Source organism: Janthinobacterium sp. YR213 (assembly GCF_900099875.1).
Taxonomy (GTDB): Bacteria; Pseudomonadota; Gammaproteobacteria; order Burkholderiales; family Burkholderiaceae_D; genus Janthinobacterium; species Janthinobacterium lividum.
The window spans coordinates 14,132-30,541 of sequence record NZ_FNDA01000009.1 but is presented as its reverse complement, the minus strand read 5'-3'; the positions used below and the strand labels follow the sequence as shown (position 1 = coordinate 30,541).

8 protein-coding genes are annotated in these 16,410 nt (G+C 59.7%); all 8 read right to left on the bottom strand.

Annotation, left to right across the window (positions count from 1 at the left end; all coding sequences use genetic code 11):
- Positions 1-79: 79 nt before the first annotated feature.
- Complete coding sequence (locus tag BLT98_RS29010) at positions 80-874, bottom strand: hypothetical protein (protein WP_139179394.1); 795 nt, start codon at positions 872-874, stop codon at positions 80-82.
- A gap of 14 nt (positions 875-888) precedes the next feature.
- Positions 889-3,792, bottom strand: a complete 2,904-nt coding sequence (locus BLT98_RS27580; protein ID WP_092613431.1) for a T6SS effector BTH_I2691 family protein — start codon at positions 3,790-3,792, stop codon at positions 889-891.
- A 45-nt stretch (positions 3,793-3,837) separates the two neighbouring features.
- Positions 3,838-4,773, bottom strand: coding sequence for a DUF4123 domain-containing protein (locus BLT98_RS27575; protein WP_170846514.1), 936 nt, complete (start codon positions 4,771-4,773; stop codon positions 3,838-3,840).
- Positions 4,760-7,567 carry a type VI secretion system Vgr family protein gene (locus BLT98_RS27570; RefSeq protein WP_244517757.1) on the bottom strand — a complete coding sequence of 936 codons (2,808 nt, stop codon included), beginning with the start codon at positions 7,565-7,567 and terminating at the stop codon, positions 4,760-4,762. The genes BLT98_RS27575 and BLT98_RS27570 overlap by 14 nt, the downstream gene beginning before the upstream one ends.
- Positions 7,568-7,688: 121 nt before the next feature.
- Positions 7,689-9,044: a T6SS immunity protein Tli4 family protein gene (locus BLT98_RS27565; protein WP_092613425.1), complete on the bottom strand. Its 1,356-nt coding sequence runs from the start codon at positions 9,042-9,044 to the stop codon at positions 7,689-7,691.
- A 28-nt stretch (positions 9,045-9,072) separates the two neighbouring features.
- On the bottom strand, positions 9,073-12,129 hold the full coding sequence (locus BLT98_RS27560) for a phospholipase (RefSeq protein WP_170846513.1): 3,057 nt from the start codon (positions 12,127-12,129) through the stop codon (positions 9,073-9,075).
- 54 nt (positions 12,130-12,183) lie between these two features.
- Complete coding sequence (locus tag BLT98_RS27555) at positions 12,184-15,492, bottom strand: type VI secretion system Vgr family protein (RefSeq protein WP_092613421.1); 3,309 nt, start codon at positions 15,490-15,492, stop codon at positions 12,184-12,186.
- Complete coding sequence (locus BLT98_RS27550) at positions 15,489-16,259, bottom strand: hypothetical protein (RefSeq protein ID WP_139179393.1); 771 nt, start codon at positions 16,257-16,259, stop codon at positions 15,489-15,491. The genes BLT98_RS27555 and BLT98_RS27550 overlap by 4 nt, the downstream gene beginning before the upstream one ends.
- Between the last annotated feature and the right edge of the window lie 151 nt (positions 16,260-16,410).

The window sequence follows — 16,410 nt, the reverse complement described above, 5'->3', positions numbered from 1 at the left end:
TACAGCAATGCCATCAATTTCGGGGAGGAAGCGACTCAGATCCAACTTGAAAAGTAACGGAAATGTATCGAGGAAATTATCAAGCAGATTGAATTTTGTATTTCGACCTGTGTTTTTTCAAGGCCAATTCACAACTATATCCAATAAAACCATAGCTATGATCCTTGAATAAAGTAGCGCCAGCACGCATATCAAAGTCACTTGGCCTTGGAAAACCATGGGCAGCGAAAATTTCCGTCGCACATATCGAATAATCACGCATGGTTCTGAAGCTCCAATATTCGAAAGGAATCCAGAAAATCAAAGGAACCAGGAATATAGTACTACATGCCAAAATTATATATTCTTTTTTTTCAACAGATATATCAACATAGGAAAAGAATGCAGCAAAAGCCATAACCCACATAAACAATATCATATTCCGTGCAAATTTCATGCAATTCCAAAAAAAAGCTCGCTCTCCGCAATAGGTATTCAGTGGCATCAGCAACAAACTATCGTCAATACGGAGCAAACTATGCACATACAGTACATCCTTTCTCTGTGTCACCACCAATTTGACGATATCGCCATCCTTGATCTTGTCAGCGTCTCTAAAAACACCACATACTACTTTCCCGTTGACCAACCCGGCAAAATTGTACATATCTTCGCCATCATAAAAACTCAGCATGGCTGCATTTGCCAACGCCCCTGGCATGCCATTGATGGCGGCCGCGACACCACCTGCCAGATTCTTTTCCGCAAGGCTGCTTTCAATTTTACTAAGTAAATTTACATTTGTTGCAGCCATATGAAATTCTGTGAGTTTTCCTTCCACAGTAAAAAAAACCTCTTCGGAAGAAGTATTTTCAGCACCCTCTTTTTTCATCATGTGCTTCCTAAAAGTTATGATTGAACCGTTTTGAATGCCTTCTGCAACTCCATTAATTCTTTCTCAACAGAATCAAACGGCTTTTCACTAAATAATCCTCTTCTCTTCCTGAAACTGCATGCTTGAAACCAATTCTCCAGATCATCGTCCATGATCCATACCCGATATCCGACTTCGACCACTGTTATCCCTAAGCCAATCAGATTAAACCGGGCCAATCGTATTAATAAAAGGGTTCTCCCGTCTGCCACCTTTTTAGCAAGTGCAGCAGTTCCGACAAGAAATTTTGCCATATTCAGGGAAAGACTTGAATTTCTCGCCAATAACGATCCGGCCAATCGCGACATTAAAGGAGCGGAATACGAAAATGCTGCGGCCAAACCTAAACCTATGTTACCCAGACCCAGAAATGCCCTCCCCGCATAAATTCCCACCAGAATTCTATCAGTCCTTTCTTTTTTGCTCTCCTCATGAGCGGAAAGAACATCCAGCCAAAATATAATTACACCAGAAAGTGCCCCAAGAATTCCCGCAGCCATTTTAAAGCCACCACGAATAATATCGGCGCCCTTATTTATGCCCGAAATCTTGTTGTAAGGAGAAATTTCCCTTATAGATTTTGTCACAGAATAAGCCAGATCAAATGACATACTGCTCAATGAAAATATTGAAGCTGCCACCTCAGCCTGCAGCCTGGGGGAATCGAAAAAATGAGGCAATTTTGTTGCCAGGGAAAGGCTTTCGATTGACATTAAAAGGACACCAATGCGGGCATGGCGAAAATTATTGGTCTCGGGCCGTTTCCCTACGTCCAATTCATCCAATGCAATCTTGACCTTATTTTTTACCTTTATCTGCTCATCCTCTATCAGTTTTCCTATGCTCCCTTCCACTTTTGCCGCATCTGCCTGGGCAATTCTGGTGGCCTCCGCTCGCGCCATGCGCTCAGCTTTATTTTCTATTTTCTGCTCTAATTTATTTTTTTTATTTTCCGTTTTCAGCGTTTCAGCGTATTTCTTTGATTTTTCTCTTAATTCATCAATATTTTTCTGCTTCAGAGGAGCCATCAATTCCTCGAAGGTTATTTTCTCAGTCAGATCCGCCAATTTTGAGTACAGCAATACACCGACAACGCTGGAAATTGCCTTGTCCAGCTTCCCGCTTTTGGTGGACAGTGCTTGGGTCCACTCCGATATTTTTGCAAATGCCATTCCTTCAATAGTACGGTGATATTTTGAAAGATTACGAATCGATTTGTTCTTCTTGGCATTTGGATCATTATTGTGAATCTTAAGAATTTCACCATCACGCAACCATTCATCCCATGCGGAATCAATTTTTTTAAAGGAATCAATCAGGCCTTTGCAGGCCTTTAACCACGGTACCGCCTGTACTTTTGAAATATCTCCTGCAGCCTCGACCTGGTCTTTAGCGTCCTTGAAAGCTTTTTCCGCAGCATCGTATAAAGATTTGTGATTGTAAAAATTTGAACGCATGTACAAATTTTTTCTTTCAATGGAATTGACATCCATCCAATTTTTAAGAACAGGTTCATTTTCCTTACCCGAGAACATGCCAAACACGCACCGGGAATATTCAAAATTAAAGCAGAACCCGCTACTGATATTTTCTTCGTCATAACTATCAAATGCCTCAACCAGTTCCGTGGACATCACCCACTTGACGTGATCGACAGTTCTTTTCCTCGATGTTGCCTCCGCTTCTTTCGACAGTTTATCCAGTGCTTTCCGAAGCAAATCAATTTCAGAAACAGAGATAAGCGACTCATATTTCTTTTCAAATTTGTCGCGCGCATCCTGTTCACTGCCAGCAAGAAGCTGCTCGCGCCGTCTCTCGCGCGCTTCAGAAGTTTTCCTTATTCTCTCTTCAATTATTTCAGCTTCTTTTACACGATTTAATTTCCTGAGCATTTCGGCGTTATTTTTATTAATATCCGGAAGCGCCCTCGAATCCATGTCATCGAGATTTTTCTTTCTGATTTCCACGCCGTATTTGATGACACAGTCCTTGACATCATCAATGCCAACCATGACGTCCATCTTCCGCCGATTGCTGACTTTTTCCTTGTCCACCTGCTCAAGAAAATTCTCAAGCGGTTCCAGTGCTGCATTACGAAAATCGTTCAATTCCTGCGTGATGCCGATTGGGTCAAACACAGCAAACGCTGCCGCCTGGGTCGCTACCATTTTTTCTTCCAGCTTTCCGATCCGGCCGCCCGGTGTCGCCAGTGGAAGGTTGGCTACGCCTTCATAAGCATCGCAACTTGCCATGTAGAGTTGCTGCATGAGAATTTTCCCCAAAGGGCTCTTGCAGGCATTCTGATACTGCCGGGCGAGCACGGCCTCGGGGACGTATTTGCCAAGCTCTTCAGGCTTCAGGCTGTGCGGCTGTTCGGTACTGCCCGCCGCCCATTCCTTTGGCAGAAAAACCTGCATTTGTCCTTTTTTAACGCTGGCCTCGGCATTGGCCGCATACGCATCCAGCCGCTCTCTCGTCATGGCAGTCGGCGTGAACAACAGATAAATTTTTTCGACAAACTCGATCTTGTCGATCGCGATCAGGCTGGCGTTGATGCCGCAGGTGGTGCGGTCACAAGAAAAATTCACGGCCGCCGATGGCGGCGAATCGACGGGAAATTTAGACAGGAAGGCGTCGTCGTCGGCAAAATAGCCTTCCCAATACAGCAATCCCGACCGCTTGATCAGCACGTACAGGAAACCGGCGCGCAGCAGGCGCGGCGCATAGCTGGCGTTTTCCAGCGTGATGTGCTTGACCTTGTCGCCCAGCTTGCCGGGCAAGGCTGGCACATGATTCGCCGCGCCCTCGCCCACCACTGCCGCATAACGCAAGGGCAAAATGAACAAGCCGTTTTTATCGCAAAATTTACAGTCTTTCATCGCTCTTCCTGTTGAGTGGGCGGCACGCGGTCATCCTGCTGGGCATCAAGCCAGGGAATGAAGACGGGCGTTTAATACTATGTCCAGCGGCAAGCCTTGCATGGCTGCCATCCGCATCAGTTCCCCTAGGGCGGGGTGCATGGTGAATGCCTGGCCGTGTGCGACGGCGCGCCAGGCATAGGCGATCTGATCATCAGGCTGGTCCAGGCCCGCACTTGCGCTGTAGACAAGATGGTGGTCGATTTGCGCATCGATGCCTGGCCCGATGGCCGTTTGCCTGGCGCTCAGGATGCGCACCACCAGATTGATCTGCTCGATGCGCTCCATCGCCTGCCTGGTTGGCTCATCGATGCGCAGGGGAATGTCTTGCACTGCCGACACCGGTTGCGCATTGCCATGCTGGATCAGCTGCCCATCGCGGTCGAGCTGGCACCATCTCTCGACAGGGCCGAGCAGATCGTCAAAACTGCTGCGCCCCGACACGCCTGCAGTAGATGGCGGAAACAGTCTCACCAGATGCGGCATGACGCGAGGGTCAAAATAGCGCAGGTAAACGGCATCGCCGGACGCATAGCGCACATTCAGGCGCGCCAGCATGGCGCTACGCAGACGTTCCAGCGTCACGTGACTAAATAGCCAGGCACAGATCCGGGGCACTGCGCCCGGTTCGGCATGCTGCTCTTGCGCCAGCTTCAAACTATATTCGACCAGCGCATAGTGCTCGGGCCGCTTGTTTGACAACGCGAGCAGCATCGGTGCGCGCTGCAAGTCATCCTGGAAGATCGGGTCATCGAGCAGCACGCTGGCCGCGGGCGGCGACAGAGCCTCGATCGCCTCGCGCAAAGGATTGTCGATGAACTGGTCGATCAGGACGACGGTCCTGTCATAGCCGCGGGCCACGTTGTAGAGCACTTCATCGGCGCGCGCCGCCGATCCCCCCGCCGAAGACAGTGCAGGCGATGACACTTTATCGTTTGACACTGGCCGCTCCCGCCTGCGTGGCATCGAGCAGTTTCAGTGCACAGCCTTTCAATTGTCCTGCCGGCAAGGCCAAAGGGGCAGGACTGGCACTGGCCGGCCCCGTGAGCTCCTTCATGCCGGCCTTGAATTCCATCTTGCCGGGCCCATGAATCTCGATATTGCCGCCTTCGAGCTTGATATAGGCGCCCTGCACCGTCATCAGCACATGCTGCTTGCCGTTGATGTTGACGCTTTTGCTGACGCTGGCCACGGTCACGGCCTTGTCCGCGGTTAATTTTGTTTCATCGGACTGGCTCTGGCTGCTGACCTTGCCGCTGGCCGCGTGCAGGCGGATGCCCGTTTCCTGGTTGGGTTTGTCGGGCTTGCTGGCCTTGCCATAAGTAAACAGGCTGATGCCGGAACTGATCGCATGGAAATGGTTGCCTTGCGCGCCGAAATTGATGTCCTGCCCTGCCGCGATGCTGCTGGTATTGCCGGCGGCGAAAAGGGCGTTGAGCGGCGTGGTGGCGGCGATGCCGGCCGGACTGGACAATTGCAGCTGCGGCGCGCCATAGGCCGTTACCTGGCCATCGCCCGTGCCCGTCGTGCCCTTGAGCATTTCGATGCTGTTCGCCAATTGCTTCAGCGCCAGCAGCGTATCGGGCGACGCTTCGGCCTGGCCTTGCCCACCGCCTAAGACAGCCTTGTGCTTTTGCGCCGTCTCGGCAAGCGATGTCAGCAGGGCCAGGCTCTGTTCGATCTGGGCCGTTGCTTCCTTGGTATCCATCTGCGTGCCGCTGGCATTGGTGCGCCCGTCGGTCGACAGCAGCAGCCCCTGCCCCGCACGCAACGCGGCACTGTGCTCGGTTTTCAGTTCCGCGCCGAAGCCGGCGGCGGCCAGCCGCTGGTTGTCCGTCTGATGGCGCAAGTGTCCCAGATTCAGCTCGGCAGTGCCCTGGTGTGCGCCGGCATGGCGCTGCAGGGCCACGCGCGGCTGGCCAGGGCTGTCGTCGAATACCAGCTGGCTGTACGCCGCGCCGCCCTGCTGGCTGGCCTGCATGGCCTGGCTCTTGATGCCGGACAGTGCGGCCGGGTGGGCATGCGCGCCCGCTTCCCCCGGAAACCAGGCCGGCGCATTGCCGGTGGCCGGCCCGGCGCCATGGGCCACGCGGTTATTCTGGGCGTCGGCCGTGCCTTGGCCGTTGTAGACGGTACCGATCACGAGCGGCCGGTCGATATTGCCTTCCAGGAAATCAATCAATACTTCCTGGCCGATGCGCGGCAAGGCATGGCCACCCCAGTTGGCGCCCGCCACCGGCGCCATCGTGGAGGCGACGCGCACCCAGGTGCCGGCACTGTCGTCGCCAGGCGCGCCGGTATGCTTGCCGCCTTGCGGATGGTCGAGGCGGCTGTGGCTCATGACGCCGCGCTGCCAGTGAAATTGCACCTTGATGCGGTGGTCGCGGTCGGTGTGAATCACGGCGCCGGCCGGACCCACCACGACGGCCGTCTGCTGTCCATGCACGGTCGGGCGCGGATGCAGCAGCTGGCCATGCTGGTCCTTGCCGCTGGCGCGATAAGGAATATTGCTGCGGATGGCATCGATGCGGTTGCGGTACAGGGGGCGCTCGGCAATGGCGCCCAGCAGCGCGGGCATGCGGTGCAGGCTGCCGGCTTGCTCCTTGCGGATGGCCGCATCGAGCAAGCCCGTCTTGAGCGTCTGCACAATGGACGACTGCAGATCCGCGCTCAGGTTGTTGTGCATCAGGTGGACCGTGCGCACGATCAGGAAGCTGCGCTCGTCGTCGCTGCCCGCCTGGTCGAACACCGGCTGCCCCTGCAAGCTAAACGTGGTGCCCGGCGACAAGGTACGCACGGTACCGGCCGCCACGTGGACTTCCTTGCCCGCTTCCAGCGCCTGCAACTGGTTGCGCGCGATGCGCTGGCCCTGCTCGCGCGAGGCATAGGCATAGGCCCCGGGCGCGTCGCGGCTGAGCAGCTCCACGCCCTGCACCGGACCTGCCGCGCTGGCGACGCGCTGGTCGAGCGAGCGGTAATCCCAGCTGCCCAGTTCGATGGCATTGGTCTGCTGGCGCAATTCGGTGCGCCAGCGGTCGATGCTGTCAACCTTCATGACGGCGCCCGGCTGCGTGAAATTGATGCTGCCCTGGGCATTCGGCTTGAAGGCGCCGTTATGGTCCGCGATCACCAGGCAGTGGCTGCCCAGGCTGGGGCTGCCGGGATCGCCACTGTGTTCATAGTAATAGAACAGGCCTTCCTCGTGCATCAGGCGCTGCGCGTAGGCCCAGTCGCTTTCCTGGTACTGGGTGCTCAGGCTGCGCTTCGGGTATGCCGCGTGATCGAGGATATCGAAACGCCAGGCCGGCGCCAGCTTGCCCTGCGCCTGGTAAGCGGCAAACAGCGCGTCGAGGATGTCGAATACCGTCATGTCCTGGAACACGCGGCTGTCGCGGCCGTGGGCAAGAAACGCGCTCCACGGTTCCAGGGTCAGGTGATAGCGCGCCATGCCGCCGTTCGCGCCAACCAGCTCGACGGCGGTGATATGGCCGTGGAACGGGCGCAGCGCGTCGGCGCTGGTAGCGGTCAGCAATTGCAGCAGGGCCGGCTGGCCAATCAGGGTACGCAAGGAAATGGCGGCGTCCGTCGACAAGGCCGCGATCTGGAACACGAAGCCCGTGCTCAAGCCTTCCTCGCCGCGCACGCATTCGGCCAGCAGACGATCGGCGCCGAGGGGCGTGGTCAGCTGTAGCAATCTGCTGGCTTGCGTGAAACTGGCGGGCAAGGACATGGACATCCGGAACTCCATCACGCGGCTTCCCGCACAAAATTAGTAAATAAGCATTTTTATCGAAGCCATTACACCCTAGAAATTTTTTTATAGCAAGAGTGTTTCGATTGAAATCTCGGCTCAGCAATCATTGCGTGCCGCTCAGACCGCGCAACTCCGGCATGGCCGGTTCGGTGGGCCGCAAATGCGTACTCTTCAACAAGGTTTCCAGGCGCGCGTAGCTGCTCTTGAACGGCGGCGGATTCTGCTTCAGTTCCGGTGCCTGCTCCATGCTGCGGCTGCCTAGTTCGATCAGGATGTAGGGCAGCACCGCCGTGCCCAGCCATCCCGCATAACCGGTGAATACCGTATAGGTTTCAAACGGCGCGCTGCCTGGCCGCTCCACTTTCAGCGCCACGCCGCCCTGCTGCGCCGTCAGCGCGCCGATGCGGACGCTACGGGGCGCGATGCGTTCGACAATGAAAGGCTTGGCCTCCTGCTCGCCGCGGCTGCCGAACTGGCCGATGCCGCCGGTGGCGGCCGCCTGGACCAGCGGCACCTTCAAGGCGCGCGGATCGACGTTGCCGGTGCTGATCGTATATAACACGCCGGGCGCGTCGGGCCAGCGCAAGGACTGCTTGATAGCGCTGACCGTCTTGCCATCGTCAGCGATAAAGCCATGCGGAATGCACAGGCCCAGCTCTTTCGGCACTTCATTGGCGGCGCGCGGGCGGAAGCTTTTCAGGAAGCGGATGAACTGCTGGCCATGCGCCGCCTCGCTATTGTTGTCGCGTATTTCTTGCATGGATTCAAACACATACACATATTCGCCGCGCTTCAGGTGGGTGCGATAGATGGAATAGCGGGTGGGGTTGGCCGTTCCCGAACCTTCGCTGCTGCGGTAACCGTCACTGTCGGGCAGGCCGGAATCAAATGTCTGGTAGTTGCTTTGCAGTTCCTTGATCTGCGCCTGCCTGCCGGTGAGCGACTTCTGCGCCAGATAGCTCGCCTGGCGGGTCTTCGCGTTGGCGGGCTGGCCTTTCAATTCGGCCAGTTCCGCCTCATCGTCCTTGAGCAGCGCCTGCAGGCGGTCGATCCTGGGTTGCGGCATGGCTTCCCGCAAGGCGGCCATATCTTCCTTGCCTAGCGGCCCCAGCACACCGATGCGGACATTTCCAACCTGTATCTCATCACCCTGGTGAAATACGTCTTCGCTGAAAGACCGGTAAAAGATGCCCGTGTCGGAAGCGTCCTTGTAGCGGGTCGGCCACTGTACCGGTGCATGCACGTCGAACACCAGCCGCCCCAGGCACTCGCGCGCCATGCCGGCCGGCGTCGCGTACCCGGGCGCGGTCGCTTGCATCAGTTCCTGCGCCGTGGGCCTGCGCGATGGCGCCGCCGGATCGGCCTGGTTGGCGGCCATGCCTTCGCCATACGCGCCGGCAAACAGCAGGAGAGTGGCGAGATGGCATGCGGCAAAACGCGGAAGACAAAATATCATCATGGCTACCAATCAAAAAAAGCACTATTCTTCAAGCCGAGCTTTCGCCCTGGCCGGCTGGCGGGCGCTTGCCTGATTCAACCTGGGCGTAGGTCTCTTGCGGCAATGGATGGTCTGCATCGCGCGGCGGTTTCTTCTCCTGATGGGCCAGCAGGGTCAGATTCATGCCTGAAATATTGTTTTCGCCGGCCGTCCAGGTGACTGGCAAGGCCACGATAAAACCCTCGACACCCACCGGCGCCGATTCGGGCGCGCGCGTTTGCGCCTCCCAGGAGTGCGATTTGTCGCGCAAGATATCGGCATCGCGCCAGAAGCGCTCGTGGAACGGCATGTGGTGTTCCAGGCTGCGCGTCCTGGCATTCCAGGTGGGCCAGATCGAACTGGGCTTGCCGCTTGGGCGGGCCAGGAAAGCGAAGGCCTTGGCATACGCTTCCGCATTGGCCAGCGCCAATTTTTGAATCGCCTCCCAGGTGTCCGGAGCCGCCGGACGCAACAGGTGCTTGATCAAGCCCTTGGCCGGGGTGGCGCCATCGGTCAGGCCGAACAGTTTTTTCCACAGGCGCACCCGCAAGTCATGCACGTTGACGCTGACCTTGTCGCTATCGACACCATCGAGCTCGACATCGGTCTGATTGTCATCCCTGACGACGACCGCCAGTTCAGAATCGCGCCCGCCCAGCTGGCTGCGGTCGTTGATATTGGCGCTGCCCAGGATCGCCACCCTGTCGTCGGCGATCAGCAGCTTGGAGTGCACATAAATCTGCTCCGTCACGTGACGCGTGCCCAGGGTTTCCCAGGAACGCAAGTTGAGCAAGGTCAGGTAGCTGGTCCACTTGTCGCCGGCCAGTTCGGCCAGGCGGTCCGGCGCGTAGCCGGCAACGGTTTTCCTGGCCTCTTCCGCCCCCAGTTTTTTGCTCTTGCGCAGATCCCGCACCAGGATGGCGCGCCGGATCCGGTTGACCAGGCTATCCTTGCCGAACACCAGCGACTGCATCGTCAAATGCAGCTGCGTCATAATATTGAGGGTGTCGAGCGTGCCTTCCGGATGCACCGGCAGCACCATGTAGACATGGAAGGGCAAGCCATCGTTGATGGCCCGCTCGATGCGCTGCGACAATGCCAGGCCAATCGGATTGAGGATGCCTGGCTCTTCCTTGCCCATCATGCGGGTCGAGGTGATATCGGCGTAGTTGCTCATCACATTGAACAGATCGGCCATGAAATCACTGCCGCCACCGGTAATGTCGGCCTTGACATCGTCGATCTGCGACCAGATCAGCTTGTCGATCATGTCCGCCGGCGGCACGCCATACACGCCGAGCTGCCGCGCATACTTTTCATAGGCCGGCGACTTGCTGATGTCGAGCAGCGCCGCCATCGGACCGGACAGCGGCCTGGTCTTGCTTGCATCGCTGCCATATTCCGACTGGAAAAACTGGCCTTCGATATAGATGAACTTCTGCGCTCCATTAATTGCCGTCAGCATCGCCTTCAGACAGTTGTTCTGCGGCCATTCCGGCCTGGCCGCGGGTTTGCTGCCGCGCGCATGTGCGGCCAGCTCGTCATTGAGCAACCTCATCGGCGCGCTGCGCAACACTTGCACCCAGGCATCGCCCGGCGGCTTCGCAGGCGTTTTGGGCGGTGGCGCGGCAGCGATGCGCTGCAAGACCAGCCTGGGCGTGCCGGACATGCCCAGCGCCTGGAACATCTTGATCAGCGAAGGCGGCATGCTGGCCTGGTACGATTTTTCATATCGCTGGGCAATGCCGTTCCAGCGCTCGATGAAATTGCGGCTCAAGTCGCTGACCGACGGCCCGACGATGGCCGCATGCACATCGTGCCATGGCATGCGCGGCTGCGTGGCGGCGAAGGTCTTGGCCCCGGTCGGCATGATCTTGCGCAATTTTTTCAGGTTTTCATAGCGCGTGGGACGCGCGTCGGCCAAGGTCGACAGATAAGTGAGGACGCCGATCACGAAAGTCTCGATCAGCTTGACCGTGCCGCTGCGCAATTCGGGCGGCAGCTTGTTCAGCGAGCCGGCGTTCAGCCAGGACATCAGCGCCGTGCCGCCATCGATCACATGCGCGCTGCCCGTGGTGCGCACGGCATCGACCTTGTCGCGCAAGCCCTTGTCGAGCTGGCCGTAAGCCCAGCGCGATATATCCTGCGCAACATCGATCGGTATGTCTTGCAGCTTGCCGATAAAGTCGGGCATCAGGTCGATCGCATCCCATTTGGCGGACATATTCTTCGATATCCGCGCGATGCCATCCTTGGCGTCCTGCACCACGTCAAGCACGACGGCGATCGGCCTGATCGTTGCCGAGGTGGCAAACGTGGCCGCGCCACCGACTTTTCCGCCGATGCAGCCGGCCAGCAGTTCGGCGCGCGTCAGGTAGGCCGTTTGCGCTTCATGGTTCATCGGCTCGATGGCCGGGATGCAGGTGTTGTACACCTCGTTGCCCTTGCGCGTGCCGTGGCTGAGGGCGAACTTCCCGTTGTCGCGGCGGCCATAGGCAAGGTCGATGCCGCCGACAAACGCGCGCTCATTGTCGATCACCACGAGTTTCTGGTGATGGGAAAAGCCGATGCCCAGCATGCCTTCCATGTCGCTCTGGGCGATCGCCGGCAAGGCGAACGCCTTGGCGGGGCCGCCGACGCCTGCATTGAGCTGGAAGATCGCCAGCACGGTTTCGAAGTCGCCCGTATCGACCCCGACCTTGGGCGAAAGCCACGGCATCACATACACTTTCGGACGGTGGGGATTGCTTATCGCCGTTTCCAGGCACTCGAACAAGGTCTTGCCCGCCGTCAGTTCGACATCGAAATTGACTTGCCAACCGGTGATGAAAATCGATTTCTTGGCGCCTTCGATGGCTTTCGCCACTGCCGTGAAATACTCTTCGCCGGTGACATAGAATTCGACCTGGTTGCCCTTTTGCTGTTCCGAAAAGATGCTGCCCCACTTTTGCTCGGGGAAATTCGGCAGTTCTTCGCCATCGTGCACGAAACAGCCGGGCGCCGACGTGGCCGGCGCGCTCGGCGTACCGTCCTTGCCCGTCAGCTGGGAGATATTTTTATTTGTCATGACGCATGTCGCAGTGTGTCGCCGGTTGGCTTGCATGGAAGGAAAATGTCAGCATCAGACTTTCACCTTCGGCAGGATGTTTTTCAGGGTAAGCGAGGCCAGCGCTTCTTTCGCATAGCGCGCCTGCGGTGCGGCGGCCGCCTCGAAGATGGTGGCATAGCGTCCAGCGCTGAAATCCGCCGCCTGCATCGCATGGAACAGCTTTTCCTTGTCGGTCCAGTCAGGCGATTCGGTTTCCACGTTCAGCCGCACGCTGTGGCCCGGATACACGATCCATGTATGGTCCGGATTGCTCGCATAGACGGCGGCAAGCTTTTCTTCCTCCGCATCGCTGAGCTTGATATTCCCCGATGCATCGGTCTTGCCCTGCGCCACTAGCTTGTCGTCGTCGATGAAATCCATGCCATCGGGCTGCGCGCCATGGGTGATCTTCCACGGCGTGTGCGCCAGCGCATGGCCTTTCAGCCCCGGCGTGTCGGCCAGGCGCAGCAAGAATTTCAACGGCCGCAACGCCAGTTCGGAACGCGGCAGACGGGGCAATGGATAACCGAGTCCTGTCGGCCCCAGAAAACTTTTCTTGCCTGCAAACACCGTGATTTTCCCGGGGCACTGGATCGTGATATTGCCGCCCTCGATGGTGATGTTGGCGCCACCCGCCGTGGAGAGGCGGATGCTTTTTGCCGCCGCCCAGTCGATATGCGCGTTGGCGCTGACGACATTGACCTCTTCGCGCGCCTGGATCTTGATCTCGTCGGACTGGGCTTGCACCTCGATGGGCTGGCTGACCGCCACCAGCTGCATGCCCAGCTCGCCCTCGCCCGGCTTGACCACGCCGCCCAGCAGACCGATCGCCTGGCCCGTGTGCAATCGCCACTTGCCGCCGCCGGCGAACTGCGTATCGAGCCCGCTCATCAGTGTTACCGTTTCGCCATTCGACAATTGCATATCCTGTCCGGCCACCGCGCCCAGGCCTCCCTTGGCCGCCACCGCGATGATGGCGTCGCTGCTGTGCGGCAGCTTGTCGTCGGCCGGCGCGACGGGCTTGCCGGCCGCATCGCTCCTGGCGGCCGCCACGCTGTCGCGGCTCAGCATGCCCGAGGCAGTAGTCAGGAAAGCCGGCAACGGCGCGGCCTTCGCATCGAGCGTACTGCTGCCGGGCGCCGTCGCCCCCAGGTGCGCCGCATAGGCCACGCCCTGGTGCGTGACGGCCGCCGCGCTGAAGGTCTCGCCCAGCTTGGCGGCCTGCTTGAGCAGCGCCATGCCGGGCGCATTGTCGCCGGCCGGGTCGCGCGCGCCGGCGCCATGGTTGAGTACATAACTGGATACCAGCAGGCCTGCGCCCGCCCGCACCGCGCCATACGCATCCGTGCGCAGCTCGGCGCCGGCGCCGCGCAGGCTGCCGCGGTAATTGTCGGCCGCGTGGATCAGATGGCCCAGGCTCAGTTCGCTGGCCGCATGGCTGCTTTTCAGCTGCACCCGGCCCTGGCTGTCGGTGTCGTCGAACAGCAGCTGGTTGTAGCCGGCCATGCTGCCCGCCTTGCCGAACTCCTTGCTGCGGATGCCCCATTGCGCGCTGGCATTGCGGTGCGCCGCGCTGGCCCCGCCGGCGCCATGCCATAGCGGGCTATTGCCGCCCGCCAGGTTGCCCTGGGCTGTTGCGCCATGGTCGTGGGCCGGCGCGAACAGTTTGTCCGTGTCGGCCTGGGCAGCGGTGGCGCCGCCCGGCGTGGGCGCGCCGCCGCCCTCGCCCTGGCCGTTGTACAGCGCGCCGACGATGATGGGCCGGTCGATATCGTTTTCCAGGAACTGCACCAGCACTTCCTGGCCGATGCGCGGCAGGAACTGGCTGCCCATGCCGCCGCCGGCCGCGCGCTGCGCGACCCGCACCCAGCACGTTGCCGCCGTCTCCTGCTGCCAGTGAAAGCGGATGCGCACCCGGCCCAGGCTGTCGCAATATATTTCATCGGCGCCGCTGGCCGCGTCATTGCCATCGGCTCCCACGACGATGGCGCTCTGGCTGCCGAAGGCGGTCGGTTTCGGATGCTGGCGCAATCCATTTTCACCCAGCACCGGGCGCCACGGCGTGGCGGCGGGAATCGCTTCCAGATGATTGGCGTAGCCGCTGGCCACCGCCTGGGCGATCACCTGCTCGAAATGTTCGATGTGGCGCGGGCCCAGGTTCAGCGTGCCCAGGCTTTCCTGCAGCAGTTCCGGGATCGGGCCGAACAGTTCGGCCAGACCTTGCCTGGCCGGCGCCGGCAGGTTGTTGACGCCCACGCTGCAAACGCGCAGCACCGTATAAGCGGGGGCCGGCGCGTCGCCGCCAGCCGCCTGCAGCGGTCCCTGCGTCAGGCTGAAGCGCGTGCCGGCGCGCAAGGTGCGCACCGTCGAACGGGCAACGCAGCGTTCGCTGCGCGCTTCGATCGATTGCATCCGCAACAGCGCGTAGCGGCTGGCCTGGGCCGAGTCGGCATAGTAATACTGGCCCGGCGTATCGTAGCTTTCCAGCAGCGGCGCATGCTGGCCGCCCACCGCCGTCCGGGTCGGCACGCTGGCCGCGACCGCCTGCTTGGCCTTGTAGTCATAACTGAGCACGGTCGCCAGCGCCGTGTTCAGCGAACGCGCCGTGCTGAACGCCTGCAGCGTGTCGCCCTGCTCGCCGGCGCGCGCGCCATGAAAGCGGATGCCGCCGCCGGCAGCGCTGGACGCGTCTTCCGGCACCGCGCTGTCGCTGCTGCTGTCGGCAAACAGCACCAGGCAATGGCCGCCTTCCTGTTCCTCGAAGCGCCACGCCAGCCCTTCTTCGGTCAGCAGGCGGCTGACGAAATCGAGGTCCGACTCGCGGTACTGGCAGCAATAGCTGCGCGCAGCGACGCCATCCATGAACGGACGCGTGTCATCGCTCCAGCGCCACCGCGCCGCCGGCGCGTAGGACTGGAACACGGACTCGACGATCTCGATCACGCTCTTGTCTTGCCAGACGCGGCTGTTACGCACCTGGCCCAGCCGCCACAACCAGGGCGTCAGGCGCAGCCGGTAGCGCGCCAGGCCGCCCATGCTGCCCAGCATGGCCGCCTCGCTGACATGACCGCTGAAGCTGGCGCGGCTGCCATCAAACAAGCTCACTTGCAGCGTGGCCAGCTTGCCCAGCATGGGTGCCAGCGCCAGCTGCGCGCTGGTCGACAGCACGATGACATCGCGCGCGCCGGGCGTCTGCAATTGCTCGTCGCAGGCGAACGCTTCCACCAGCAGCGGGTCCGCATCCTGCGCGCTGTCGCCTTCAATCTTGATTTCGTACAAGCGCGTGATGCTGGAGAACGCTCCCAGTGCGGCGCCCACCTGGTCCAGCTGCGCTGCGCTCATTGCGCGCCTTTCGACGCAGCCCTGGCGGCCTTGCATAGCGGCTTGCCGGTACGGCCGGCGCAAGTTCGCTGCCGGCAGCTATCGGCGGCGGCCGGTTTCAACTTGCTGCATTGCTGTAACTGGGCTTGCAGGCTGGACGGCGCTTTTTTGGGCGGCGTGCCAGCCTGGGCATGCGACACCAGCGCGGCCAGGAGGGCTACGTCGCTTTCCTGTTCCGGCGTGGCGGCGGGCTTGGCCTTATCAGCGGGATTGAGCGGTTTGGCTGGCGGTTTTTTCTGCGGCGCGCGCGCCGGCTTGGGCGCGTTCTTCTGCGGACTTTCCAGTGCCTTGCTCAGCACATCCCTGGGACCGGGCACCGGCGCCGGAACGGGAGCTGGCAGGTCGGCGCCCAGCATTTCGCTCAAGCTCTGCCGCGGCGGCGCCGGCTGTTCCTCTTCGCGTATGCTGGCCGCGGCGGTGACGGGAGCGGTGGCCGCGGCCGGTGTTTCCGCTGCCGGCGCCGTGCTGCGCAACACCGGGTCCTCCACCGCCGCCGTCTCGCGTTGTCCCAGCCAGGCGCCGGTGGCCAGCAACAGCAAGGCGCCGGCCAGCATGCCCCCCCAGACCGGCCACCGGCTGGCGCGCCTGCCGCCAAGCGGCACGGGCGCAGGCCGCTTGCCGCCTTCGAGATGGTTGAGGATACGGCTACGGTCCGCCTCGGCCTGTTGCGCGGGCGTCAATAAGCTGGGCCGTGTCGATGGCCGCGGGCTGTCGTCATTGCTTGGCAAAATCTTAACTCCTGTCAATATTTGCAATACCTTACGACAATAAAAAAAAGCGTGACGCATGTTAGGAAATCAACAGTGTGCACCCGGCGCACAATTGAAACTAAGCCCCCGTAATTAGCAAGTTAGTAAGATATACTCAGCGGCAATATTA

Excerpts from the sequence above, each read along its gene's own strand:
- BLT98_RS27570 (WP_244517757.1), bottom strand. The coding sequence starts at position 7,567 with ATGTCCATGTCCTTGCCCGCCAGTTTCACGCAAGCCAGCAGATTGCTA.
- BLT98_RS27560 (WP_170846513.1), bottom strand. The coding sequence starts at position 12,129 with ATGACAAATAAAAATATCTCCCAGCTGACGGGCAAGGACGGTACGCCG.
- BLT98_RS27580 (WP_092613431.1), bottom strand. The coding sequence starts at position 3,792 with ATGAAAGACTGTAAATTTTGCGATAAAAACGGCTTGTTCATTTTGCCC.
- BLT98_RS27565 (WP_092613425.1), bottom strand. The coding sequence starts at position 9,044 with ATGATGATATTTTGTCTTCCGCGTTTTGCCGCATGCCATCTCGCCACT.
- BLT98_RS29010 (WP_139179394.1), bottom strand. The coding sequence starts at position 874 with ATGATGAAAAAAGAGGGTGCTGAAAATACTTCTTCCGAAGAGGTTTTT.
- BLT98_RS27555 (WP_092613421.1), bottom strand. The coding sequence starts at position 15,492 with ATGAGCGCAGCGCAGCTGGACCAGGTGGGCGCCGCACTGGGAGCGTTC.